Source organism: Thioclava sp. 'Guangxiensis' (assembly GCF_045348365.1).
GTDB lineage: Bacteria > Pseudomonadota > Alphaproteobacteria > Rhodobacterales > Rhodobacteraceae > Thioclava > Thioclava kandeliae.
In genome coordinates this window covers 2078598-2101848 of the sequence record NZ_CP155822.1, presented here as the reverse complement: position 1 = coordinate 2101848, position 23251 = coordinate 2078598, and the positions used below count along the sequence as shown (strand labels likewise).

The following is a 23251-nucleotide window of genomic DNA, read 5'->3' as shown; positions in this document are numbered from 1 at the left end:
ATAAGGACTATTCATTCCCGTCACGCGCCAATCGTGCGGCCTTGAGGCGCGCCGTTTTCTCGGCGCGCTCCTTGGCCTCAGCCTCCTGCATGAGCCTGAACTCGGGGGCGGTCTTTTCCGCGCGCTTTTCAGGCTTGAAAGCCTTCTGCGCCGAAAGTTTCTGCGTCCCGAGGCGCTTCGTCCCGGAGGCCGAATCCCGAGAGATCTGCGTTACGAAATCAGTCAGCAGACGGCTCAAGCAATCGCCAGATTGCTGGCCGATACGCGACCGTCACGACCCTGTTCGGTGTCGAAGGTCACTTTCTGACCATCATCAACGCGGTTGATACCGGCGCGCTCAAGCGCGGAGATATGAAGAAAGATATCGGTCCCGCCATTTTCGGGCTCGATAAAGCCGAAACCCTTAGTTGCGTTGAACCATTTCACGGTGCCATTGGCCATATCCGTAAACTCCTGAATTATGCTGCCCGCGACATGCGACAACCCGGCAAAAATCGATCCAAGTCGATCACCGAGGCCGGACGAGCCGGCGGCAGAAATTCGAAGAGAAAAGCCTAAGCATGCCTTATATGGACCGCCTACAGGTAGATAGCAAGGAATTTCTGGAAAACGCGCGAAAATAAATTTCTATAAGATTGCGGATTTTATAATTTCATTATCGGATCGCTCGTCTAGCGTCCCTCTGCCCGCACGAAACCCTGCCCCCTGTTCCCGATCCGTCATCATAGGAAAACGCCAAAACCGCGCGTTCGCGATTACAGCGCCTGTCCCGGCCATTGATGCGCGGGGCATCCTTTATCCGACCGCGACATCCATCCGCGCGAGGGCATTCGCGAAAGCCTGCATCTGGTCTTCGGCCCAGTAACGGATATCTTGTTTCTCGACCATCATACGGTTGGCCTTCATCCGGCCACGGCGCTCCTCCTCGGGCATCTCGAGAGCAAAATGGATCGCGCTATCCATGGATTTATGCGAGAACGGGTTGGTCGGAACGGCGGCTGCCAGCTCGACGGCAGCGCCCGCGAATTCGGACAGGACCAGCACCCCGTCTCCATCGGTGCGGGCCGCGACATATTCCTTGCACACAAGGTTCATCCCGTCAGCCAGCGGCGTGATCCATGCCACATCCGCCGCGCGGTAATAGGCCACGAGATCCCTGAACGGCACGGGGCGCGAGATCAGGGCAATGGGCTGCCACTCGAACGAGCCGTAGCGCCCGTTGATCCTGCCAGCAATGGCCTCGAGCTGTTCCTGTATCTCGAAATAGGCCGTCATATTGGCATTGGCGGCGACCGAGACATGCATAAGACGCACCTTGCCGCGCAGCTCGGGATGGGTTTCCAGCAGCCGCTCGTAGCTCTCCAGCTGCTCGATCCCGCCCTTGGTATAATCGGTGCGCCCGACCGAGAGCATCAGCTTGGCATCGCCCTTCTCGGCCCTGATCTCCTGCACCTTGGCCTCCGTTTCAGCACTCCGCGCGAGGTCCTGGATATATCCGGTATCGACACCCACGGGGCTTGCCTGCAGACGGATACTGCGCCCCTCGTATTCGAGTTCGGTGACGACTGACTGCTCGGATAGCGCCGAGGTCTGCGCGTTCATCTCGGGCTTTACCTTCTCCCGTTTGACCGGCTCGACCTCCAGAAGCGAGCGCGCGGCGGAAACGAAATTATTCACATAGCGCGGGATATGGAAGCCCACCACATCACAGGCCAGAAGGCTCTCGAGGATTTCCTTGCGCCACGGCAGGACATTGAAAATATCGGCGCTGGGGAATGGCGTGTGATGGAAGAAGCTGATCTTCACATCGGGGCGGAGGGTGCGCAGATAGCCGGGCACGAGCCAGAGATTGTAATCATGCACCCAGACCACGGCACCATGCGCCGCCTCGGCGGCAGCGGCCTCGGCAAAGGCCCAGTTCACCTCGCGGAATGTCGGCCAGTCGACAGGGTCGTAGCTGTAACGCTCCTTGAACCCGTGCAGGATCGGCCAGAACGCCTCTTTCGAGGAGACGTGGTAGAAGCTCGAGACCTGTTCCTTGGTCAGCGGAAGACGCGAGACGGTGTATTTGCCATGCGGATCATCGATCTCGATGATCCGCTCGAAATCGGGCCGCTCCGGATCGACGGCTTCCTTCCATGCAACCCATGCGCCCTTGTCTACACGCCCGAAGAAGCTTTTGAGCGTCGGCACGATCCCGTTGGGTGATTTGTTCTCGCGATATTCGATTTTGCCATCCACCTCGACTTCTTCATAGGGCTGGCGGTGATAGACGATAACAAGATCCGAGGACATATCAGACTCCTTTCGGGGCGTCGTGAAGATCGAGCGCGTTGATGGCTTCCATGATGCCACCCGCGCCATGGGCTTTAGCGGAATAAACGGTCTCGCAGCCGGTCACTCCAGCCATGAGCGCGGCCTCCGAGTTACCGACGGCAACCGCATTCAGGCCGCAGACCAGCATGGACAGGTCGTTGAGCGTATCGCCGGCGCAGAGCACGCGCGCGGGCGGAATGCCGAGATGCTCGACCAGCCGCCGGATCGATGGCCCTTTGGAGATGCCTTTTGGCAGGACGTCGAAATATCTATTGTCGGAAATCAGCCAGTCATGACCCATCCGGCTCACCTTGTCCTTGGCACTTTCGTCAAAGGTCTCAGGGTCGAGATCATAGCTCACACGGTAGCGGAAGGCCGTCGGCTGGAGCGTCAGACCGGGATGGCCCTCCAGTGCCGCACGCACATGCGGCCCCGCATCGTTCCAGATCGCGGCGATATCTTCCTCGAGCACCGGGATCGGCTCGACATGGCCATCCTCGCGCACCCGCGCGATCGTGGTGCCGACATCGCCCACGACATATTCGGGCCAAGGCAGACCGCGCTCGCGACACATCTCCATAATGAATGCCGTATCACGTCCGGTGACGAAAATCAGCCCGACACTGTCACGGTTTTCCTCGATCCATCGGTAGAGCATCGCGCGTTCCTGCTCGGCCCCACCCAGAAAGGTGCCATCCAGATCGGTGGCAAGGGTGAAGCGGCGTGCGGCAATGGACGGGCGGGGGGACATATGTACGTTCATCTCAAACGTCTCCGAATTGTAGCGGCATATCTGGCGAAGGATGGGCGAAGGACAGGTTGAGCGCATTCGGCTCGGCCTCGATCGGGCGGGCCCATAGCTCGGCAAAGGCCTCCCGCAGGTCGGCGCCCTTGTGCAGCACCGCATTCACGGTCTCGCAGATCGGCATCGGCACCCCGATGCGATGTGCCAGATCGGTCACCGAGACGGCGTTCACCTCCCCCTCGACCACGATATCGCGCCCCTCGAAACAGGACGGGCGCGGTATGCCCTGCCCCAATTGGAACCCGAGCGACATATTGCGCGAGGTGGTCGAGCTGCAGGTCAGCGTCAGATCGCCTGCGCCGGACAGCCCTGTCACGGTCTCGCGTTTACCCCCAAGCGCCTCGGCCAGCGCCTTCATTTCGTAAATCCCGCGGGTGATGAGCGCGGCGCGTGTGTTTTCGGCAAAGCCCGCGCCCGACATCATGCCGCAGGCGATCGCGATCACGTTCTTGACCGCGCCGCCCACCTCGACGCCCACCAGATCATCCGAGACATAGGGCCGGAACCCGCCTCCCGAAAGCGACATGGCCAGCCGGACGGCAGGGCTTTTCTCGGGGTTCAGGCGGTCCGCATAGGAGAAGAGAAACGCCACAGTTGCGGCGGTCGGATGGTCGAGCGCGGTCTCCGCAGCAAAGGTCGGGCCGGAGACGGCGCCCACCGGATGGCCGGGAAGCTCCTCACTCACGACCTCGGACAACAGATAGCCACTGCGGCGCTCCACCCCCTTGCAGGCCAGCGCGATCGGCGCCCCCTCGGGCAGGTGCGGGCGCATCGCCTGACACATATTGCGCAGCGTCGAGGAGGGCGTGACCACCAGAACGGTCTCCGCGCCGTCAAGCGCCCGCTCCAGATCGCTTGTGGCCTCGATCCCGCTCGGAAGTATGATGCCCTTGAGATACTGCCTGTTTTCGGATGCGCCGTTGATTTCCTCGGCAAGCTCGGGGCGGCGGGCCCAGAGGCGAACCTGATGGCCGTTGCGGGCGAGGACGGAGGCAAGTGCGGTTCCCCAACTTCCCGCGCCCAGAACGGCAATCCGTTCATAGGGGCGCGAGGGAGGATGTGATGTGGACACCGGTTCGGAATCCTTCATGGACGGAGCTCCTTTCAGGGGGCTCTGGACTGCTTCATACATGGCCATGCGCGCCCACACGCCGAAACCGGCGACCGTGACATAGGGCGGAAGATACTGCAGACAGTATCGCGCTCACGCGGGTCCGCGCGAAAGGCAATCAGGAGAAACTCAACCGACGCCGGCGCGGAACAGGTCTGTCACCAACCCTGTCCTAAATGGTAGGAGCGCAGCGCAGCCTGTCAACCGCGATTGCCGCGCTGCAGAAGAACTTTTTGATCAGAAAGAACAGGAAAGCTCCGGTTTGCAAGGTCTGACAGCGCGTTACAGGAGATGGCCAAGGCGCTTAAAAAGAAGGCATACCGGGCAAGCGTGAGCTGGAAGCTGCGCAGACGCCTTGATTACCCATAACCATGAAACTTCGCCTGGAAAGTTCTGGACGAAGACGCGATGCGCAGGTGCATTTTCCGGAATTGATCAAAGATAGTACCTCGGGCCATCGAGCCTGTCGGAACGCATCCCCATACCGCACGACCGGCAACGAATGGCAGAAAGCGATCACGCCTCCAATTCGGCATCCCAGTAAAGGAAGTCCATCCAGCTCTTGTGAAGATGGCCCGGCGGGAAACGGCGCCCGACGCGAAGCATGTCCTCGGAGCTGGGTCGCTTTGGCAGGCGGCGCAACTTCAGCCCGCAGCGCGAGAGCGGCTTGTTGGCCTTTCTCAGATTACAGGGCGAGCAGGCCGCCACCACGTTTTCCCAGCTGGTCACGCCCCCCCGCGAGCGCGGGATCACATGATCGAAGGTGAGGTGGTCCTTGCAACCGCAATACTGGCACTCGAACTCGTCCCTCAGAAAAAGATTAAAGCGCGTGAAGGCCACGCGCTTTCTGGGTTGGACGAATTCTTTCAGCACCACAACAGAGGGGAGACGTATCTCGGCACGCTGGCTTCGCACCACCTCTTCGTATTCGGCGAGTATGGTCACCCTATCGAGACAGACCGCCTTGATTGCCTCCTGCCACGGCCAGAGGGAAAGCGGATAGTAGCTTAGGGGCCGGAAATCCGCATTGAGCACAAGCGCCGGATGACGGCGCAACGACGCGGCCTCCCGTGTGAAATAATGCCTGAAATCCGTCCTGTCTGCGTGGTCCAGCATAAGTCACTCCATTCTCGCGCGGCGGGGCATGTCCGAAACATGTCCAGGGGCGCAGGGGAGCGCCCCAGCCGATATCCTGACTATATATGGCGTTCGGATTCTGACAAGCCTCTTGATCTGGTCGGAGTTTCACGATGCGCCTCGGTCGTAAGAACCGATAACAGGTCCGCACGACAGAGCCATGACAGCTCGCGACCTGCCTGTTATTTCGGCAGATGCGTGTTCAGGAAGCCCAGTGCGGCCGAAAGACCGTCCGGGGCGATTCCGTGACCGGTGCCTTTCTCGACATGGGCATAGACCTCGAACCCGTTCTCCACGAGCGCCTGCCCTGCCTCGGACATACACGAGAACGGCACGACCTCATCGGCATCGCCATGACACAACAGCACGGGCGGGCGCGAGACCACATCGGCCGCCAGCAGCTCGGGGCGGATCAGGCGGCCCGAAAAGCCCACCACCGCGCCCACCGGCGCAGCGCGGCGCGGCGTGACCTGCAGCGTCATCATCGTGCCCTGGCTGAACCCGATGATCGCCATCGCGCTGGCCGGCAGGCCGGTCTCTTCCAGCACCCCGTCAAGGAAGGCGTTGAGGTCGACCTCGGAGGCCTCCATACCTGCCATCGCCTGTGCCTCGGTCGAGCCATCAAAGCGCGGAATGGGGAACCATTGCCGGCCAAAGGGCGAGGCCGCGCAGCTCTCGGGCGCATCGGGCGCGATGAACAGCGTGTCGGGCAGATGCTCGCCCAAAGGGTCCGCGAGCCCCAGCAGATCGGCACCATCGGCGCCATAGCCATGCAAGAGCACCACCACCGATTTCGTCTCGCCAGATTTCGGACCCTTGCGGCCCTGTTTCAATTCGCGCGTCATGGTGACACCCCTTCCCGTTTTTTCTGATGGGCATAATAGGCCCAGAGCCCGCGGGCCGCCACCGCCCGCCACGGCGCCCAACGGGCGGCCATCTCGCGGAACGGGCGCGGCTTCGGGCGCTCCGGCAGATCAAACAGCATTCGGGCGGCTTCCGCCAGTGCCAGATCATCGGGCGCGAACACATCGGCGCGGCCCATTGCGAACATCAGATAGATCTCCACGGTCCAGCGCCCGATCCCCGGAACCGGCAGGAGCGTCTCGAAAATCGCCTCGTCGGACATGGCACCGAAGGCCTCGAAATCCACATCCGATTGCGCGAGCGCCTGCATGTAGCGGATCTTCGGGCGCGAGAATCCGCAGGCGCGCAGATCCTCGGGCGCGGCCTGCGCAATCGCGCGGCGCCCGCCCAGCCCTGCCGCCTCGAGCTTTGCCCTGATCGCATTGGCCGAGGCCACCGAGACCTGCTGGCCCAGAATGGCATCGCGCAGCGCCTCGAAGCCCGCGAGGCGGCGGCGCAGCGGCCACGGGCCTGTCAGATCAAGCACATGGGCAAAACGCGGCTCGATACGGGCCAGATAGGCAGCCCCTTCGGCCACGTCCTCGGCGGTGGTGATGATCCTCATCTGCATGATCCGAGCTTGACCGAAATGAAGCCCGCTTGCCAGCCCCGAAAACCCGCCTTAACCATAGGCGCATGAACAGCACCCTTCCCCAAGCGCGCGACCGCCGCAACACGCTCATTCTGGTTCTGGCCCAAGCCATTCTTGGCGCGCAGATGCCGATGATCTTCACCATTGGCGGGTTGGCGGGGCAGATGCTCTCGCCCAATGCCTGTCTGGCCACCCTGCCCCTGTCCTTCATCATTCTGGGGTCGGTGCTCACAGCACAGCCGCTGTCACGTTTCATGGGGCGGCACGGGCGCAGGCGAGGCTTCATCCTTGCCAATATCGCGGGGGCTCTGGGCGCTGCGATCTGTGCGGGCGGGCTCTACTGGGGCAGTTTCACGCTATTTACCTTTGGCGCGCTCTTCACCGGCATCTATATGTCCTCGCAGGGCTTCTACCGTTTTGCCGCAACCGATACCGCCTCGCCCGAATTTGCCCCAAAGGCGATCAGCTATGTGATGGCGGGCGGGCTGGTGGCGGCTCTTCTGGGGCCGCAACTGGTCAAGCTGACCGCGCAGGCTACGCTCGTGCCATTCATGGCAACCTATCTGGTGATCATCGCGCTCAACGCGATCGGACCGGTGCTGTTCAGCTTCCTCGATATTCCGCGCCCCGACCAGCACGCCCAAGCCACAGCCCCCAAGGGACGCGGCAAGATGGCACTCCTGCGCGACCCGACGATCACCGTCTCGATCATCTGCGCGATGGTCTCCTATGCGTTGATGAACCTCGTGATGACTTCCTCGCCGCTAGCGGTGGTGGGTTGTGGCTTTACCCCAAATAACGCCGCCGATATCGTTTCGGCGCATGTGCTGGCGATGTATATTCCCTCCTTCTTCACCGGCCATCTGATCGCGCGGTTCGGGGCGAAGATGATCGTGGGCACGGGGCTCGTGATCCTGATCGGTGCAGGGGCTGTAGCGCTGAGCGGAGTGGAGCTGATGAATTTCTTCGGCGCGCTGGTGCTCTTGGGGATCGGCTGGAATTTCGGCTTTATCGGTGGCACTGCGATGCTGGCCAAAAGCTACGCGCCCGAAGAGCGCGCCACCGTGCAGGGGCTCAATGATTCCATCGTCTTCGGCGGCGTGTTCCTCGCGTCGCTCAGCTCGGGCGGGTTGATGAACTGCCTCGAAGGCGGTGATCCGCAGGCAGGCTGGCAGGCGGTCAATCTGGCGATGGTTCCACTGGTCACGCTGGCGGGGGCGGCGCTGATCTGGCTGGCCCTGCGCCCGAAGGAGCGCCTCTGATGCTGGGCTATATCCAATCTCCGATCCGCGGCGAGACCGACCGAATTCTGGCTGAACTGGCACAGCATATGCGCCCTAATGTGGCCGCTCTGGTCAGCCCTGACCCCGAGGATCACCTGCTGGTCCATCTCTGGCCCGCCGATCTGCGCTGGCCGATCCGGCAGGATCTGGGCACGGGGGCAGCCTCATGCACGCTCGATGGTGGCGCGCTGGAAGAGGCGGTATTCCGCCTCTCGCAGGATGTAGCAAAGCTCCCCCCCGCGACCCCGCTGATTCTGAACAAATTCGGCAAGCAGGAAGCCGAAGGACGCGGCGTGCGCCCACTGATTGCGCAGGCAATCGAAGACGGACGCCCCGTGCTCTTGGGCGTCCCTGCCCATACGGAAGCCGCCTTCCATGCGTTTGCGGCCCCCCTTGCACAGAAATTAGAACTGGATATTCATGCACTTGAAGCATTTCTTCGCGGTTGAAGGCAAAAACTTCCGCTCAGAATTTGCGCACATCCCGTTCGGGCACTAGACTTTTGAGTGCTGTTATGGCCAATTGCGGTCCGTTACCGCTAACATCGCCAAGGTAACAGTGATTTACGGAGGATATCATGGTTTCGCGCATCATCCCGGTGGACGCATTCGATCTGGTTATTTTCGGCGCGACCGGTGACCTTGCCAATCGCAAGATCTTTCCGGGTCTGTTCCGGCGCTTTCTTGCGGGCCAGATGCCCGACGAAGCGCGCCTTATCGGTGCGGCCCGGACCGAGCAATCGCGCGAGGAGTTCCAGACCCAGATCCGCGCCGCGATCAAGGAATTCGTGGCTCCTGCCAAACAGGACGCCACCCAGATCGACGCCTTCATCGAACGCCTGCATTATGTCTCGATCGATGCACGCGGCGAGGCGGGCTGGTCCGAGCTGAAATCGCTGATCCGTCCCGAGGTGATCAACGCCTTCTACTTCTCGGTCGCCCCCGCCCTCTTCGGCGATCTGGCCGAACGTCTCAAGACCCATGGCATTGCCGGCAATGACGCCCGTATCGTGGTGGAGAAGCCCTTCGGTCGCGATCTGGCCTCGGCGCGCAAACTCAACGCCGCGCTGGCCGAACATTTCGAAGAACACCAGATCTACCGGATCGACCATTATCTGGGCAAGGAAACCGTCCAGAACCTGATGGCCGTGCGCTTTGCCAATATCCTCTTCGAGCCGATCTGGAACTCGCAATATATCGACCATGTGCAGATCACCGTCGCCGAGACGGTCGGAGTGGGCGGTCGCGGCAGCTATTACGATAAATCGGGTGCGATGCGCGACATGGTGCAGAACCACCTGATGCAGCTTCTGTGCATGATCGCGATGGAACCGCCCTATCACTTCGACCCCAACGCCGTGCGCGACGAGAAACTGAAAGTGATCCGGGCCCTGCAACCGGTGCCGCCGCAGGATATCGTGCGCGGGCAATATCTGGGCTGGCATCGCGACGATCAGGAGAAGCCGATGCCGGGCTATCTCGAGGATTCCGAAGACCCGAACTCCAAGACCGAATCCTATATCGCGATGAAGGTGCATATCGCCAACTGGCGCTGGAAGAACACGCCCTTCTACCTGCGCACCGGCAAGCGCCTGCGCGCCCGCACCAGTGAAATCGCGATCACCTTCAAGGAGCCGCCGCATTCGATTTTTGACGAGGCGGAAGGCAGCTGGCAGCCCAACCAGCTTGTCATCAGATTGCAACCCAATGAGGGTATGAACCTCAAGATGATGATCAAGGAGCCCGGTCCGGGCGGTATGCGCCTCAAACAGGTGCCGCTGGACATGTCCTTCGCCCAGGCACTTGGCGAGGAAGGCACCGATATGCCCGACGCCTACGAGCGCCTCATCATGGATGTCATCCGTGGCAACCAGACGCTCTTCATGCGCGGAGACGAGGTCGAGGCCGCATGGGCATGGACCGATCCGATCATCCAAGGCTGGGAAGAGCGTGGTGACACGCCGAGCCCCTATGATAGCGGAACGACCGGCCCTGATGATGCGCTCATGCTGATGCATCGTGACGGGCGGCGCTGGAGACATATCAAATGATGGAATTCAAAACCTATCCCGACCGCGAGCTGCTGATGGTGTCGCTGGCCGACCAGATCGCTTCGCAGCTGCGTGCAGCACTGGCGCAGGAAGGCCGCGCGACGCTCTCGGTGCCGGGCGGCACCACGCCGGGGCCGATATTCGACATCCTCAGCGAGATCGATCTCGACTGGGCCAATGTTGCGGTGGTGCTCAATGACGAACGCTGGGTGCCGGTCTCCAGCCCGCGCTCGAACACCGCGCTGATCTCGCAGCGGCTCCTGACCAACAGGGCCGCCAAGGCCCGCTTGCTGCCGCTCTATATGAATGCCGACACCCCCGAGGAGCGCCTTGACGCGCTCTCGGACAACCTGCGCCCCAACCTGCCCATCTCGGTGCTGCTGTTGGGGATGGGGGCGGATATGCACACCGCCTCGCTCTTCCCCGGTGCCGACCGTCTGGAAGAGGCGCTCTCGGATGACGCACCCGAGCTGATGGCGCTCAGGGCCGAAGCTGCGGGCGAGCCGCGCATCACCATGACCGCCCGGGTGCTGAAAGATGCGATGCATACCCATGTGTTGATCACCGGCGAAGAAAAGAAGAAGGCTATCGAGGCGGCGCAGAACCTGCCCATCGAACAGGCCCCGATCAAATCCATCCTGCATAACGCCACCGTGCACTGGGCGGCCTGACCCGAGTCAGCGCCACAAAAAACACCAAGATCAGGTCAAATAAAGGAAGATCCATGAGCATTTGGAAGACCCTGCGCAGCCGTGCCGAGGATGTGCGCGATCGTAAGATTCTGGACCTGTTCGACGGGGATCGTGCCGAGAGATACAGCGCCGCGACCGGTCCTTTTGTCTTTGACTACTCGAAAACCAATATCGACACCCCGACCCGCCATCTGCTGATCCAGCTGGCCGAACAATCGGGTCTGGCCGAGAAGCGCGAGGCGATGTTCTCGGGGGCGAAGATCAACGATACCGAGGGTCGCGCGGTGCTGCATACCGCCCTGCGCCATCTGGATACGGATATCGAGATCGATGGCGAGAATGTCATGACCGGTGTCCGCGAGACCTATGACCGGATGGTGCGCTTTGCCGATGACGTGCGCGGCGGCAAATTCCGCGCGGCGGGCGGGCGGATCACAGATGTGGTCAATATCGGTATCGGCGGCTCGGATCTGGGTCCGGCCATGGCCTGTCTGGCGCTTGCCCCCTATCATGACGGGCCGCGCTGCCATTTCGTCTCCAATGTCGATGGCGCGCATATCCATGACACGCTGGCGGGGCTCGACCCCGAGACCACGCTCGTGATCGTAGCCTCCAAGACCTTCACCACCATCGAGACCATGACCAATGCCGAGACGGCCAAGGCATGGATGGCGGCCAAGGTCGAGGATCCGGCAGAGCAATTCGTGGCGCTTTCCACCTCGGCCGAGAAGACGGCAGCCTTCGGCATCACGCCCGAGCGTGTCTTCGGCTTTGCCGATTGGGTGGGTGGGCGTTATTCGATGTGGGGGCCAATCGGGCTCTCGCTGATGATCGCCATCGGCCCGAAGCATTTCCGCGATTTCCTGTCGGGCGCCGCCGCCATGGACGACCACTTCCGCACAGCCGAGCTATCCGAGAACCTGCCCGTGATGCTGGCGCTTGTGGGCATGTGGCACAACCAGTTCTGCGATTTCGCGACCCGCGCCGTGCTGCCCTATGACCAACGCCTGTCGCGGCTTCCGGCCTATCTGCAGCAGCTGGAGATGGAGAGCAACGGCAAGCGCGTCTCGATGGATGGCGAGGCCCTGCCCTATCATTCCGGTCCCGTGGTCTGGGGCGAGCCCGGCACGAATGGCCAGCATGCCTTCTACCAGCTGATCCATCAGGGCACGCGGATCATCCCGTGCGAATTCATGATCGCCACCAAGGGTCACGAGCCCGATTTGGCGCATCAGCACATCCTGCTCGCGGCCAACTGCCTCGCGCAGTCGGAGGCATTGATGCGGGGCCGCTCGATGGAGGAAGCCCGCGCGCTGATGGCGGCCAAGGGCTTCGAGGGTGCGGAACTGGAGCGTCAGGCGGCGCATCGCGTCTTCCCCGGCTCGCGCCCCTCGACCACGCTGATCTACCCGATGCTGACCCCCGAGGTCTTCGGAGGGATCGTGGCGCTTTACGAGCACCGCGTCTTTGTCGAGGGTGTGATCTTGGGCATCAACAGCTTCGATCAATGGGGGGTGGAGCTGGGCAAAGAGCTGGCGCTCGCGCTACAGCCGGTGCTGACTGGCGAGGCCGATGGCGCGGGCAAGGATGGCTCGACGCTAAGGCTCGCGCAGATGGTGCGCGACGCCCAACACTGATCAGAAAGGGGGCCGAACGGCCCCCTTTTTCATGTCAGGCTTTCTGGATGGAAAGACTGGCTGCACGCTTCAGCCAGAGCACCATCACCAGTCCTGCACCCGCGGCACAGGCGCCAATCAGGAAGATCGGGCCATAGCCCGCACGGTCGGCCAGGATCCCCGCCAGTGGCCCCGTCAGCCCGTAGGCCAGATCCTGAAACGCCGCAAATCCGCCCAGGGCCATGCCGCGTTGCTGCGGCGCCACCAGCGCCACCACCTCGCGCCCCATCGACGGGTAGATCATCGAACACCCGAGCCCCGTCATGAACGCCCCCAAGAGCACCAGCGTCGGCATCAGTGCGCCCCAGATCAGAAGTTGCCCCACCACTTCGACCATCAGGGACACCATCGCCACCGGCAGCCCACCGATCCGGTCGGGCAAATGGCCGAACAGCACCCGCACCAGCACGAAGCCCGCGCCAAACGCCGAGAGGCCGAGCCCGGCTCCCTGCCAGCCCTGCGCGATGAAATAGAGCGAGAAGAACGCCCCGATCGCTGCAAAGCCGATGCCCTGCGCCATGATCACAAACCCATGTTTCCAGATCGTGCCGATGACATTCAGGAACGAGCGCCGCAAGGTTGAGGCATGTGGAGCCACGGCGGGCAGTTTGACGATGGCAATCAGGCTGAGCGCGGGCAGCACTGCGCTGAGACACATCACGAGGCTGAAGCCTCCCAGATGATAGAGGCCCAGCCCCAGCGGCGCCCCGACCCCGAGCGCGCCATAGATCGCAGCGCCCATGAAGGCGATCACCCTGCCCGAGCGATGCGTGCCCACAAGCCCGATCCCCCATGAGACCATGCTGACCGAGACATAGCTCTCGCCTATGCCCACCACCGCGCGTCCCAGTAGCAACACGCCCAGCGCCAGCCATGGCTGCGCGGTGAGGAAACCCGCCACGATACAGATGATGGCCCCCGCCAGATAGAACCACAGCCCGCGCGCCATGGCGGGCTTCGCCCCGATCCGGTCCCCAACCCCGCCCGCCCATGCGCGACTGAAGATGGTGGTGATAAAGGCCATACCGGCGGCCAGCCCGCCCCAGGCATTGCTCAGGCCCAGCGCCTGCACGACATGGACCGAGACCACCGGCAGCGGCATCGCGACACAGATATAGGCGAAGAACAGGATGGCACTGAGGACCAGCAGAAGCTGCGTGCCCTTGCGGTCATCATAGGGCGGGTCACTGATGGTTTCGGACAGTCTGTCAGACATATACTCACTCCGATGTTGGCCACATCGGCAGGAGGGGCGTTTGGTCATGCCAGCACCCTCCCCGACCGAGCGGGAAGAAGGTGCGTTGGTTGACGTTAAACGCTTACGACCGGAGATGTGCGATCACGGCTGATCCGTTCCGGTTATTATGAGCTATCTCAGGAAAGGCAAGCCGTCAAGCGGCTTACCCGGCTTCAAGGGCGCGACCCAGACGCGAGAGCCGGATGCGTTTGAGAAGCGCGCGCATCGGTTGGGGCTGGCCCGACAAACGCTCGGCCTCTTGGCGCACGGCCTCCACCACCTGGGCCACCTTCTCCGGATGATCCGACCAGAGCGCCCAGAGCACATCATCGGGGCTCCGGCGGTCGAGCCCCTCGGATTGCAGCACCCCGCGCGGGAAATCGGCGGCATTCATCGTGACAATCGCATCGGCATGTCCGGCAATCGCCGTGGCCAGAACATGGATGTCGTTCTCATCCGGCAGATGCAGACGGTTCTCCAACCCCTCGTGACGGGCAATCATCGCCTGAGGGAAGCGCGCCTTGAGCATCGCGACCTCTCCACGGGCGATTACCTCGTCAGCTTCGTTGCGGCGGGCGGCTGCGCGTGCCCATTCCTCCAGCAATCGTTCCGACCAGAGGGGCTGGTAAAGCCCCTTGGCCGCAATCCCGATCAGGATCTCCCGCAACACGGTCGGGTAGAGAACACAGGCATCAAGAACCAGCTTCATCAGTCAAGCCGGAAGAAAAGCGATTTCAGATAGCCGCTTTCCGCAAGTTGCGGCAGCATCGGGTGGTCAGCCCCCGCAAAGCCCGTATGGAGCAACTGGCTCGAACGCCCTGCCTTGCCGATCCCGCGGGTCGATGCACCACGGAAGCTTGAGAGATCGGCGGCATGCGAGCACGAGCACAGCACCAGATAGCCGCCCTTGGCCACCAGAGGGGCCGCCAGACGCGCGATCCGCTCATAGGCGCGCAGACCGGCCTGAAGCGCGGGCTTTGCGGGCGCAAAGGCGGGCGGGTCACAGATGACCACGTCATATTCCGCCCCTTCTGCCGCCAGAGCTTCGAGCGTGACAAAGGCATCGCCCTTACGGGTGGAGAACCTATCCCCCATCCCCATGGCCTTGGCACCTTGTTCGGCAAGATCCAGCGCCGAAGCCGAGCCATCGACCGATAGCGCCGAGGCCGCACCATTGGCCAGAGCGGCCAATGCAAACCCACCCACATGCGAGAACACATCGAGAACACGCGCATCTTTGGAGAGCTGCGCGGTGAAGGCATGGTTCGGACGCTGGTCATAGAAGAGCCCCGTCTTCTGGCCGCCCATGATATCGGCTATATAGACAGCGCCATTCATCTGCACCGGCACCGGCGCATCGATCCCCCCTTGCAGCGTAACCATCTCCTCGGCCAGCCCCTCGAGATTGCGCGCACGGCCCGAACCGTTCTTGATGACGGTGCTCACGCCCGTCACCTCGACCAGAGCGGCCGAGAGATCTCCGATCATGGCTTCCGCCCATGCCGCATTGGGCTGGATTACCGCCACATCACCGAAGCGGTCGATGATCACGCCCGGAAGGCCATCAGCCTCGGCATGGATCAGACGGTAGAAGGGCGCGCCAAACAGACGGTCGCGCATCTGGGCTGCGCGGGCGATCTTTTCCACAAGCCACGCACGGTCGATGACGGCTTCGGCATTGCGGTCCATCACACGGCAGATGATCTTGGATTTGGGGTTCACCGTCACCAGAGCCAGCGGACGACGCGCGTCATCCTCCAATATGGCGAAGGTGCCGGGCGCGATCGCCTTGGTGCGGCGGTCCAGCACCAGCTCGTCCTCATAGACCCACGGGAAACCATGACGGATGGCGCGTGCCTCCCCTTTGGGGCGCAGACGGACGACGGGCAGATCGGTGGACATGGGAAGTCTCCTCGGACAGGCGCGGAATAGCGGTGTTGGGCCCCTCCTAGCGCCAAGTGCCCCCCTTGCAAAGCCCCTGACGACGGGGATCGCCTTGCCAAAGGGCCGCAAGAGTCCAAATATCGGACATATACCCGTCGGTTGCACTGTTAGCGCTAACCGACTAAAGTCGTCGCAAGCACGGTGCCCGAGTCATTTTCATCGCCTCGGGCTGCGCGTGTCAATTGATCAGGAAAGCCCATCATGACTGATACAGCCACCCCGTTGAACTCCACCATCGCCCGTGTCACCGACCGGATCCGCGAACGGTCGAAGGGTATGCGCGACGACTATCTTGCCCGCATTGGCGAGGCCGCCTCCAAAGGTGTTGCCCGCGCCCATCTGACCTGCGGCAATCAGGCCCATGCCTATGCCGCGATGGGCGATGCCAAGGAAGCACTGGCCGCCGGACGCGCCCCCAATGTCGGTATCGTCACTGCCTATAACGATATGCTCTCGGCCCACCAGCCCTACGAGACCTTCCCGCAGCTGATCAAGAAAGCTGCCGCCGAAGCCGGTGCCACAGCGCAGGTCGCAGGCGGTGTGCCCGCCATGTGCGACGGTGTGACCCAGGGCCAGCCGGGGATGGAGCTGTCGCTCTTTTCCCGTGATGTGATCGCGCTCGCCTCGGGTGTGGCACTCTCGCACAACACCTTCGATGCCGCGATCTATCTGGGTGTGTGCGACAAGATCGTGCCCGGTCTCATAATGGCGGCTGCAACCTTCGGCCATATTCCGGCGATCTTCCTGCCCGCAGGGCCGATGACCTCCGGCCTGCCTAATGACGAGAAATCGCGTATCCGCAACCTCTATGCCACCGGCGAAGTGGGCCGCGAGGAACTGATGAAGGCCGAGATGGCCTCCTATCACGGTCCGGGCACCTGCACCTTCTACGGCACCGCCAATACCAACCAGATGCTTATGGAGTTCATGGGGTTGCACCTGCCGGGCGCGAGCTTCGTCAATCCCAACACGCCCCTGCGCGAGGCGCTGACCATTGCGGGCGCAAAACGCGCCGCCGAGATCACCGCCCTGGGCAATGATTATCGCCCTGCAGGCGAAATCCTTGACGAACGGGCCTTTGTGAACGGTCTGGTGGGGCTGATGGCCACCGGTGGCTCCACCAACCTCGTGCTGCACCTTCCCGCAATGGCCAAGGCCGCAGGCATCGCGCTTGATCTCGAGGATTTCGACGATATCTCGGATGTCGTGCCGCTGATGGCCAAGGTCTATCCCAACGGTCTGGCCGATGTGAACCATTTCCACGCGGCGGGCGGCCTGCAGTTCATGATCCGCGAGCTGCTGAAAGAGGGGCTGATGCATGGCGACGCCAAGACCGTCGCGGGCGATGGCATGGCGCGCTATGCGCAGGAGCCCAAGCTAATCGACGGAAAGCTGACATGGGAGGACGGCGCGGAGGAAAGCCTTAACGACAAGATCCTGCGCCCCGCCTCTTCGGGCTTTGCCAAAACCGGTGGCCTCAAGCAGCTCAATGGCAATCTGGGCCGTGGCGTGATCAAGATCTCGGCGGTGGCCGAGGAGCATCGCGTGGTCGAGGCCAAGGCGCGTATCTTCAAGGACCAGTCCGAGGTCAAGGACGCTTTCACCCGTGGCGAATTCACCGAAGATACGATCGTTGTCGTGCGCTTCCAGGGGCCCAAGGCCAATGGCATGCCCGAGCTGCATTCGCTGACGCCGGTGTTGTCCGTCCTGCAACAGCGCGGGCTTAAGGTGGCGCTGGTGACCGATGGCCGGATGTCGGGTGCCTCGGGCAAGGTGCCCGCCGCGATCCATGTCTCGCCCGAAGCCGCCAATGGTGGGCCGCTGGCCAAGCTGCGCGATGGCGATATCGTCCGGCTCGATGCACCCAAAGGCGAACTGACCTGCCTCTCGGCGGATCTGGACACGCGCGAGGCCGTGGTCGAGGATCTTTCGGCAAATCATGTCGGTCTCGGGCGCGAGCTGTTCGAGGCCTTCCGCAATCAGGTCGGGCCTTCGACCAGCGGCGCAGCCGTTGTCGTCTGATCATCACGAAAGGAGTCTCACATGACCCCCGCAGAACAATCCGCCGCCTCCCGCAAGATTTGCGAACTGGCCCCCATCGTCCCCGTGATCGTCGTCAAGGAGGTCGCCCATGCGGTGCCTCTGGCCAAGGCGCTCGTCAAGGGCGGGCTTCCCGCGCTGGAGGTCACCCTGCGCTCGGATTGCGCGCTGGAGGCGATCCGTGCGATGGCCGATGTGGAGGGTGGCGTGGTCGGCGCAGGCACGCTTCTGACGCCCGCGGATGTGAAGGCCGCAAAGGCGGCAGGCGCCAAATTCGGGGTGAGCCCCGGGATCACCGACACTCTCCTCAAGGCCTGCGCCGATGAGGGGCTGCCGCTCCTGCCCGGCACGGCGACCCCCTCGGATGTCATGAAGCTTCTGGAACTCGGCTATGACATGGTGAAGTTCTTCCCCGCCGAAACCAATGGTGGCGCGCCGGCGCTGAAAAACTTCGGCGGGCCGCTACCGCAGATGAGCTTCTGCCCCACCGGCGGCATCAATATGGGTAATGCCCGCGACTATCTGGCGCTGAAAAACGTGATCTGCTGTGGCGGATCCTGGGTTGCCCCCGACAAGCTGGTGCAATCGGGCGACTGGGCGGGGATCGAGACGCTGGCCCGCGAAGCCGCAGCGCTGCGCGCCTGAGCCCCCGCCCCAGAAGACCAACCGAAAAAGGCCGCGTCACACCGACGCGGCCTTGTTACCCCACCGGGCCGATGCTGTTGAAAAAGTCTTTGTTGCGCTGCGGCAAGTCTTTCGATTCACTCGACTATGAGGAGATTGGAGGATTTCGTCATGATGGGCAGGCAAGAAGCACCGGCGCAGCTGTTTTACGATTTCGATCTGGAGCGGCACGTCCCGGCCAATCACATGCTGCGCGAGATCGACCTGTTCCTGAATGGTGACACTCTGCGCGAGGCGCTGCGCCCATTCTACAGCCATCTTGGTCGCCCCTCGATCGATCCGGAACTGATCATCCGGATGCTGGTGATCGGGTATGTCATGGGGATCCGTTCGGAGCGCCGGCTCTGTGATGAGGTTCACCTGAACTTGGCCTATCGCTGGTTCTGCCGGTTGGGGTTGGAAGGCAATGTCCCGGATCACTCGACCTTCTCCCGCTATCGCCATGGCAAGTTCAGGGAAAGTGGCTTGCTGCGGCAGGTTTTCGAGGCAACCGTTGAACGCTGCCTGAAGGAGGACCTGGTGTCGGGCGAAGGCTTCGCAGTCGATGCCAGCCTTATCCCGGCGGATGCCAATAAGGTCCGGTCCGTCGCGGCGGAAGACTGGAGCCCCGAGGTCGCGCGGGACGCTGGCAACAGGGCGGCACGGGAATATCTGGAGACACTGGATGACGCCGCTTTTGGTGCGGCCTCTCCTGTGCAACCCAAGTTCGTCGCCAAGTCTGATCCGGCAGCGCAATGGACCCGTGCGGAGGAGAGCCGCCCCTACTTCGCCTATGCCACCAACTACCTGATCGACACCAAGAGCTCGGTGATCATGGATGTCGAGGCGACAAGGGCGATCCGCCAGGCCGAGGTCGGAGCTGCGCGCACGATGCTGGACAGGACCGAAAAACGCTTTGGTGTCAAACCGGATTGGCTGGCCGCCGATACCGCCTACGGCAATGCCGAGAACCTGGGCTGGCTGGTCGAGAAGCGCAGCATCATTCCCTTCATCCCGGTGATCGATAAGTCGGAACGGACCGACGGCACGTTCTCCCGCTCGGACTTCCAGTGGGACGAGAAGAATGATCAGTATATCTGCCCTGAAGGCCATGCCCTCAAACAGTTCAGACGCAACTATTCCGATCCGAACCGGGGTCAGGATACCGGCGGACGAAAGAAATACCGGTGCTTGAAGGCAACCTGCCAAGCCTGCCTATCCAAAGAGATCTGTTGCCCGAAAGCCGATGCGCGATATGTCACGCGCGAGCCCCATGAAGAGGCGCGCGAATTCGCCAGAGAATGCCGCAAGACCAAGGCCTACAAAGTGTCGCGCGACAAACGGAAGAAGGTCGAGATGCTCTTCGCGCACCTCAAGCGCATCCTTGGCCTGACACGGCTGCGGCTCCGTGGGCCAAACGGCGCCAAGGACGAATTCCTGCTTGCCGCCATCGCCCAGAACCTCCGAAAACTCGCGAAGCTCCGCCCGCGAAGCGTCCGACAGGAGGCCGCAGCATGAGCTGAGCGGCCATATTACCGCCTTGAGGCGGGTCGACGGGCGATCGCCCGAACGCAATAGCCTTGCCCGGCGGCGGCGAGCCTCAAAATCGGCGATTTCGACCGACTTTTTCAACAACATCCGCCCTTCACTGCCCTACGGATCCTTATGCTGGGGCGGCTCCTCGCTCTGGGCTGCCTGCGCCGGGGCCACGGGATCGGCCAGCACCTTCAGCAACAGCTGATACATCGGATGCGTATCATGCCCGTGATATTCGGCCAGAAGCACCCGCGCCGCCTCGGTCGGTTGCACATCCTGCGGCAAGCGTAACGCCCATTCCAGAATCAGCCTCCGGCAGGTTTCCGCCTCGATCGCCCCGCTCTCGAAGGCGGTCCGGATATAGGCGCGCGGATCGACACGCCCGAGCGGTAATACGGCACGCCCCATCAGGCGCCCAGCACAAGGTCTAAAATCATCGCGGCCTCTCTTGTCAGCGATGCAACCATAGCCTGCAAAGTCTTAATATCGGGTTGGCTTGTCTCGCGCAGAAGGAAGGCCCGGCCGCCCTCGCCGATCGTATCGATATTGAACCCTGTCTCGCTCAGGAGGCGCTTGACCGATTGCAGCTGCCACAGGCTGCGATAAATCGAGGCCAGACGCGCCTCCTGCTCCCGGCTGATCATCCCTTCGCGCGCGCCTGCCCGCAGCTGCTGCTCGACGCGCCGCGCCGGCGCACCGGCCCGCAAGGCGAGGCTCTGCGCGAACAGCTCGATATCCTGCAACCGCCCCGGACCGGTCTTGACCTCCCACGGATCGTCGCTGGGTTTGGCCGCAAAGATCCGCGCCCGCATCTCCCTGAGATCGGGGATCACCCGCGCATCGCGGCCCCGCGCCCGCAGCACCTCGCGGCGCTGGTATTCCAGATCTGCCGCGAGCGAGGGATCGCCCGTGATGGGCCGTGCCCGCGTGAGCGCGAGATGCTCCCAGACCCAGGCCTCTTCCATCTGGTAGATGGTGAACGCCTCGAGCGAGGTTGCCACCGGCCCGGACCGCCCCGACGGGCGCAGCCGCATATCGACCTCGTAGAGCCGTCCCTGCGGCAGTTGCGCCGAGACGGCGGTGATCAGCGCCTGCGTCAAACGGGCGAAATACTGGCGCGATGGCAGGGGTTTGGGTCCCTCCGACATCTCCACCCCCGCCGCATCATAGATCACGATCAGATCCAGATCGGAGGCCGCCGTCAGCCGTTCTGCCCCCAGCGATCCCATCGACATCACACAGGCCCCACGCCCGGGCTGCGGGCCGTATTTGCGGGCGAATTCATCGCACACCACAGGCCAGAGCCGCTCGATCGCCACACCTGCGATGTCGGCGAAATATTTCGACGCTTCGGAGACCTCGATAAGACCACGCAGATGGTGCACCCCGACATGGAAGCGCCACTCCTTGGCCCAGCGCCGCGCCTGATCGAGGGCATTCTCGTAATCGCTGGCCCGTGCCAGGGTGGCGTCCAGATCCGCCTCCAGCCGTGCGATACCGGGCCAGGCCTCGAAGAAACTACCGCCGATCACCGCATCCAGAACACCAGGATTCTGCGAGAGATAATTGGCCAGCATCGGCGAGGTGCCGCAGATATCGACCAGAAGATCGATCAGCTGCGGATTGGCCTCGAAAAGCGAGAAGAGCTGCACCCCCGCCGGCAGGCCCCGCAGGAACGTATCGAACTGGCCCAGCGCCTCCTCGAAATCGGCGGCCCTCTGCAGCTTGCGCAGGATCTCCGGCTCGATCCGAGCGAAAATGCCACGCGCCCGCGCCGAACGCAGGCAGGGATAGGAAGTCCAGCGCGAGACCGTCTGCTCGGCGCGCTCCGAGAGCGCAGGGCGCGGGCTTGCTTCCTGTGTAGGCGCGAAGAAATCGCTTGTCAGCGTCTCCACCTCTTCGAGCCGCTCTTTCAACTGCGTCATCCAGCGCACAGGGTCACCCTCGCCCATCATCGCGGCGATCCGTGCGATCCCTTCGGGGCTTTGCGGCAGGATCTGGGTCTGGGTGTCATTGACCATCTGCAACCGGTGCTCGATCTCGCGATGGGCGCGGTAATGCACCGTCAGCCTGGCGGCCACCTCCCGCGGGATCCAGCCTTTCTGCGCCAATGCCGCCAGCCCGCCCACCGTTGTGGGGTCGCGCAGGTCGGGGTCGCGCCCGCCCGCGATCAGCTGGCGGGTCTGGGTGAAGAACTCGATCTCGCGGATACCGCCGACACCGAGCTTGAGATTATGCCCCTCGACCTTGAGTGGCCCGTTCAGCCCCTTATGGTCGCGGATCTTCAGCCGCATGTCATGCGTGTCCTGAATGGTGGCGAAGTCCAGATGCCTGCGCCAGATGAAGGGCGAGAGACGCTCCAGATATGCAGCCCCCGCCGCCAGATCGCCTGCCGAGGGACGTGCCTTGATATGGGCCGCGCGTTCCCATGTCCGGCCTTCGGCGGCGTAATACAGCTCGGCCGACGCCATCGACAGGCAGACCGGCGTCGCCCCCGCATCGGGGCGCAGCCGCAGATCGGTGCGGAAGACATAGCCATCGGAGGTGATATCGGTGAGCATCTTCGCCATCTTGCGCGTGACCCGCACGAGCCCCGCGCGGATCTCGAGGATATCGTCGGGGTCGAACTGGGTCTGGTCGAAAAGGCAGATCAGATCGATATCGGAGGAATAATTCAGCTCTCCCGCCCCCATCTTGCCCATCGCCAGCGCCACCATCCCGCAGGCCGTCTCCAGCCTGTCGGGCGACACACCGGGCAGCTTGCCACGCCGGATTTCCTCGGACAGAAGCGATTTTAGCGCCAGATCCACCGCCAGATCGGCAAAGGCCGAGAGCGTGCGCGTCACCTCCTCGAGCCCCCAGATCCCCCCCAGATCGGCCAGTGCGATGATCAGTGCCACCCGACGTTTGGCGCGGCGCAGCTCGACGCCCATCTCGGGCGGCGCCACCTCCGGCAGACGGTCGAACTCGGCACGGATCGCATCCTCGGGATTGCGCTCCAGATAGGGCCCGAGCCAGTCGCGCTCGCGTTCGAGAAGCGTGGCAAGGAAGGGGCTTGTCCCCGACACCCCCTCGACCAATGCCATAACCTCGGGCGGAAGCCCCTGATAGAGCGCGACAACCGTATCGGCACGCTCCTGATCCACAACGATGGGAAGACGGGTTAATCTGGATGTAAAACTCATGGCTCGACAGTGGCTTGGCAACCCTCAAGGGTCAATAACAGCTTAGCGGATATTTGACGGGCAGGCGCCGCCAATTACCCT

Annotated in this window: 21 protein-coding genes; 8 read left to right on the top strand and 13 right to left on the bottom strand. The window is 62.7% G+C overall.

The annotated features are described in order from the left end of the window. Positions 1 to 7: 7 nt before the first annotated feature. The 8 genes from ABEB22_RS10425 to ABEB22_RS10390 form a co-directional block, all read right to left on the bottom strand. Positions 8 to 238, bottom strand: a complete 231-nt coding sequence (locus tag ABEB22_RS10425) for a hypothetical protein (RefSeq protein WP_350937505.1) — start codon at positions 236 to 238, stop codon at positions 8 to 10. Next, positions 235 to 441 carry a cold-shock protein gene (locus ABEB22_RS10420; protein ID WP_339112974.1) on the bottom strand — a complete coding sequence of 69 codons (207 nt, stop codon included), beginning with the start codon at positions 439 to 441 and terminating at the stop codon, positions 235 to 237. Before ABEB22_RS10420 ends, ABEB22_RS10425 begins: the two co-directional genes overlap by 4 nt. A 354-nt stretch (positions 442 to 795) precedes the next feature. After that, positions 796 to 2295, bottom strand: a complete 1500-nt coding sequence (gene ggpS / locus ABEB22_RS10415) for a glucosylglycerol-phosphate synthase (protein WP_406870227.1) — start codon at positions 2293 to 2295, stop codon at positions 796 to 798. 1 nt (position 2296) lies between these two features. Then, positions 2297 to 3079: an HAD-IIB family hydrolase gene (locus ABEB22_RS10410; RefSeq protein WP_406870226.1), complete on the bottom strand. Its 783-nt coding sequence runs from the start codon at positions 3077 to 3079 to the stop codon at positions 2297 to 2299. 1 nt (position 3080) lies between these two features. Further along, the gene (locus tag ABEB22_RS10405) at positions 3081 to 4211 is read right to left on the bottom strand and encodes an NAD(P)H-dependent glycerol-3-phosphate dehydrogenase (protein WP_406870225.1); all 1131 of its coding nucleotides are present in this window, start codon (positions 4209 to 4211) and stop codon (positions 3081 to 3083) included. 537 nt (positions 4212 to 4748) lie between these two features. After that, entirely contained in the window at positions 4749 to 5348 is a 600-nt protein-coding gene (locus tag ABEB22_RS10400) for an HNH endonuclease (protein ID WP_339112978.1), read from the bottom strand. Positions 5349 to 5551: 203 nt separating this feature from the next. Then, positions 5552 to 6214 carry an alpha/beta hydrolase gene (locus ABEB22_RS10395; protein WP_406870224.1) on the bottom strand — a complete coding sequence of 221 codons (663 nt, stop codon included), beginning with the start codon at positions 6212 to 6214 and terminating at the stop codon, positions 5552 to 5554. After that, the gene (locus ABEB22_RS10390; RefSeq protein WP_406870223.1) at positions 6211 to 6843 is read right to left on the bottom strand and encodes a DNA-3-methyladenine glycosylase family protein; all 633 of its coding nucleotides are present in this window, start codon (positions 6841 to 6843) and stop codon (positions 6211 to 6213) included. The genes ABEB22_RS10395 and ABEB22_RS10390 overlap by 4 nt, the downstream gene beginning before the upstream one ends. Before the next feature lie 65 nt (positions 6844 to 6908). Here ABEB22_RS10390 and ABEB22_RS10385 point away from each other — a divergent pair, with 65 nt between their 5' ends. The 5 genes from ABEB22_RS10385 to pgi all read left to right on the top strand — a co-directional run bounded on the left by ABEB22_RS10385 (position 6909) and on the right by pgi (position 12526). After that, a complete protein-coding gene (locus ABEB22_RS10385; RefSeq protein ID WP_350937492.1) occupies positions 6909 to 8126 on the top strand; it encodes an MFS transporter in 1218 nt (405 codons plus the stop codon). Next, on the top strand, positions 8126 to 8596 hold the full coding sequence (locus ABEB22_RS10380) for a DUF2478 domain-containing protein (RefSeq protein WP_406870222.1): 471 nt from the start codon (positions 8126 to 8128) through the stop codon (positions 8594 to 8596). Before ABEB22_RS10385 ends, ABEB22_RS10380 begins: the two co-directional genes overlap by 1 nt. A 128-nt stretch (positions 8597 to 8724) precedes the next feature. Next, positions 8725 to 10197, top strand: a complete 1473-nt coding sequence (gene zwf / locus ABEB22_RS10375) for a glucose-6-phosphate dehydrogenase (RefSeq protein ID WP_339112983.1) — start codon at positions 8725 to 8727, stop codon at positions 10195 to 10197. Next, positions 10197 to 10868, top strand: a complete 672-nt coding sequence (pgl, locus tag ABEB22_RS10370) for a 6-phosphogluconolactonase (RefSeq protein WP_339114523.1) — start codon at positions 10197 to 10199, stop codon at positions 10866 to 10868. Before zwf ends, pgl begins: the two co-directional genes overlap by 1 nt. A 53-nt stretch (positions 10869 to 10921) precedes the next feature. Beyond that, positions 10922 to 12526, top strand: coding sequence for a glucose-6-phosphate isomerase (gene pgi / locus ABEB22_RS10365; RefSeq protein WP_339112984.1), 1605 nt, complete (start codon positions 10922 to 10924; stop codon positions 12524 to 12526). 34 nt (positions 12527 to 12560) lie between these two features. On the opposite strand, the gene ABEB22_RS10360 is transcribed toward pgi, so the two are convergent. The 3 genes from ABEB22_RS10360 to ABEB22_RS10350 all read right to left on the bottom strand — a co-directional run bounded on the left by ABEB22_RS10360 (position 12561) and on the right by ABEB22_RS10350 (position 15704). Beyond that, entirely contained in the window at positions 12561 to 13781 is a 1221-nt protein-coding gene (locus tag ABEB22_RS10360; protein ID WP_406870221.1) for an MFS transporter, read from the bottom strand. 184 nt (positions 13782 to 13965) lie between these two features. Further along, positions 13966 to 14511, bottom strand: a complete 546-nt coding sequence (locus tag ABEB22_RS10355; RefSeq protein ID WP_350937485.1) for an RSP_2648 family PIN domain-containing protein — start codon at positions 14509 to 14511, stop codon at positions 13966 to 13968. Beyond that, complete coding sequence (locus ABEB22_RS10350; protein ID WP_406870220.1) at positions 14511 to 15704, bottom strand: RSP_2647 family RNA methyltransferase; 1194 nt, start codon at positions 15702 to 15704, stop codon at positions 14511 to 14513. The genes ABEB22_RS10355 and ABEB22_RS10350 overlap by 1 nt, the downstream gene beginning before the upstream one ends. A gap of 243 nt (positions 15705 to 15947) precedes the next feature. On the opposite strand from ABEB22_RS10350, the gene edd reads away from it, so the two are divergent. The 3 genes from edd to ABEB22_RS10335 all read left to right on the top strand — a co-directional run bounded on the left by edd (position 15948) and on the right by ABEB22_RS10335 (position 19967). Continuing rightward, on the top strand, positions 15948 to 17768 hold the full coding sequence (gene edd, locus ABEB22_RS10345; protein WP_406870219.1) for a phosphogluconate dehydratase: 1821 nt from the start codon (positions 15948 to 15950) through the stop codon (positions 17766 to 17768). Between the two features lie 21 nt (positions 17769 to 17789). Further along, positions 17790 to 18431 carry a bifunctional 4-hydroxy-2-oxoglutarate aldolase/2-dehydro-3-deoxy-phosphogluconate aldolase gene (gene eda / locus ABEB22_RS10340; RefSeq protein ID WP_339112989.1) on the top strand — a complete coding sequence of 214 codons (642 nt, stop codon included), beginning with the start codon at positions 17790 to 17792 and terminating at the stop codon, positions 18429 to 18431. Positions 18432 to 18581: 150 nt separating this feature from the next. Further along, a complete protein-coding gene (locus ABEB22_RS10335; RefSeq protein WP_349294757.1) occupies positions 18582 to 19967 on the top strand; it encodes an IS1182 family transposase in 1386 nt (461 codons plus the stop codon). Positions 19968 to 20102: 135 nt separating this feature from the next. On the opposite strand, the gene ABEB22_RS10330 is transcribed toward ABEB22_RS10335, so the two are convergent. Both ABEB22_RS10330 and ABEB22_RS10325 read right to left on the bottom strand, forming a co-directional pair. Then, complete coding sequence (locus ABEB22_RS10330) at positions 20103 to 20393, bottom strand: hypothetical protein (protein ID WP_350937480.1); 291 nt, start codon at positions 20391 to 20393, stop codon at positions 20103 to 20105. Continuing rightward, entirely contained in the window at positions 20393 to 23170 is a 2778-nt protein-coding gene (locus ABEB22_RS10325; protein WP_406870218.1) for a glutamine-synthetase adenylyltransferase, read from the bottom strand. The genes ABEB22_RS10330 and ABEB22_RS10325 overlap by 1 nt, the downstream gene beginning before the upstream one ends. Between the last annotated feature and the right edge of the window lie 81 nt (positions 23171 to 23251).

Bases quoted from the DNA above. Each gene is read 5' to 3' on its own strand.
- ABEB22_RS10325 (WP_406870218.1), bottom strand. From the start codon at position 23,170: ATGAGTTTTACATCCAGATTAACCCGTCTTCCCATCGTTGTGGATCAG.
- zwf (WP_339112983.1), top strand. From the start codon at position 8,725: ATGGTTTCGCGCATCATCCCGGTGGACGCATTCGATCTGGTTATTTTC.
- pgi (WP_339112984.1), top strand. From the start codon at position 10,922: ATGAGCATTTGGAAGACCCTGCGCAGCCGTGCCGAGGATGTGCGCGAT.
- ABEB22_RS10335 (WP_349294757.1), top strand. From the start codon at position 18,582: ATGATGGGCAGGCAAGAAGCACCGGCGCAGCTGTTTTACGATTTCGAT.
- ABEB22_RS10350 (WP_406870220.1), bottom strand. From the start codon at position 15,704: ATGTCCACCGATCTGCCCGTCGTCCGTCTGCGCCCCAAAGGGGAGGCA.
- ABEB22_RS10355 (WP_350937485.1), bottom strand. From the start codon at position 14,511: ATGAAGCTGGTTCTTGATGCCTGTGTTCTCTACCCGACCGTGTTGCGG.
- ABEB22_RS10330 (WP_350937480.1), bottom strand. From the start codon at position 20,393: ATGGGGCGTGCCGTATTACCGCTCGGGCGTGTCGATCCGCGCGCCTAT.
- edd (WP_406870219.1), top strand. From the start codon at position 15,948: ATGACTGATACAGCCACCCCGTTGAACTCCACCATCGCCCGTGTCACC.
- pgl (WP_339114523.1), top strand. From the start codon at position 10,197: ATGGAATTCAAAACCTATCCCGACCGCGAGCTGCTGATGGTGTCGCTG.
- ABEB22_RS10410 (WP_406870226.1), bottom strand. From the start codon at position 3,079: ATGAACGTACATATGTCCCCCCGCCCGTCCATTGCCGCACGCCGCTTC.
- ABEB22_RS10400 (WP_339112978.1), bottom strand. From the start codon at position 5,348: ATGCTGGACCACGCAGACAGGACGGATTTCAGGCATTATTTCACACGG.
- eda (WP_339112989.1), top strand. From the start codon at position 17,790: ATGACCCCCGCAGAACAATCCGCCGCCTCCCGCAAGATTTGCGAACTG.
- ggpS (WP_406870227.1), bottom strand. From the start codon at position 2,295: ATGTCCTCGGATCTTGTTATCGTCTATCACCGCCAGCCCTATGAAGAA.
- ABEB22_RS10385 (WP_350937492.1), top strand. From the start codon at position 6,909: ATGAACAGCACCCTTCCCCAAGCGCGCGACCGCCGCAACACGCTCATT.
- ABEB22_RS10360 (WP_406870221.1), bottom strand. From the start codon at position 13,781: ATGTCTGACAGACTGTCCGAAACCATCAGTGACCCGCCCTATGATGAC.
- ABEB22_RS10405 (WP_406870225.1), bottom strand. From the start codon at position 4,211: ATGAAGGATTCCGAACCGGTGTCCACATCACATCCTCCCTCGCGCCCC.
- ABEB22_RS10390 (WP_406870223.1), bottom strand. From the start codon at position 6,843: ATGCAGATGAGGATCATCACCACCGCCGAGGACGTGGCCGAAGGGGCT.
- ABEB22_RS10395 (WP_406870224.1), bottom strand. From the start codon at position 6,214: ATGACGCGCGAATTGAAACAGGGCCGCAAGGGTCCGAAATCTGGCGAG.
- ABEB22_RS10420 (WP_339112974.1), bottom strand. From the start codon at position 441: ATGGCCAATGGCACCGTGAAATGGTTCAACGCAACTAAGGGTTTCGGC.
- ABEB22_RS10380 (WP_406870222.1), top strand. From the start codon at position 8,126: ATGCTGGGCTATATCCAATCTCCGATCCGCGGCGAGACCGACCGAATT.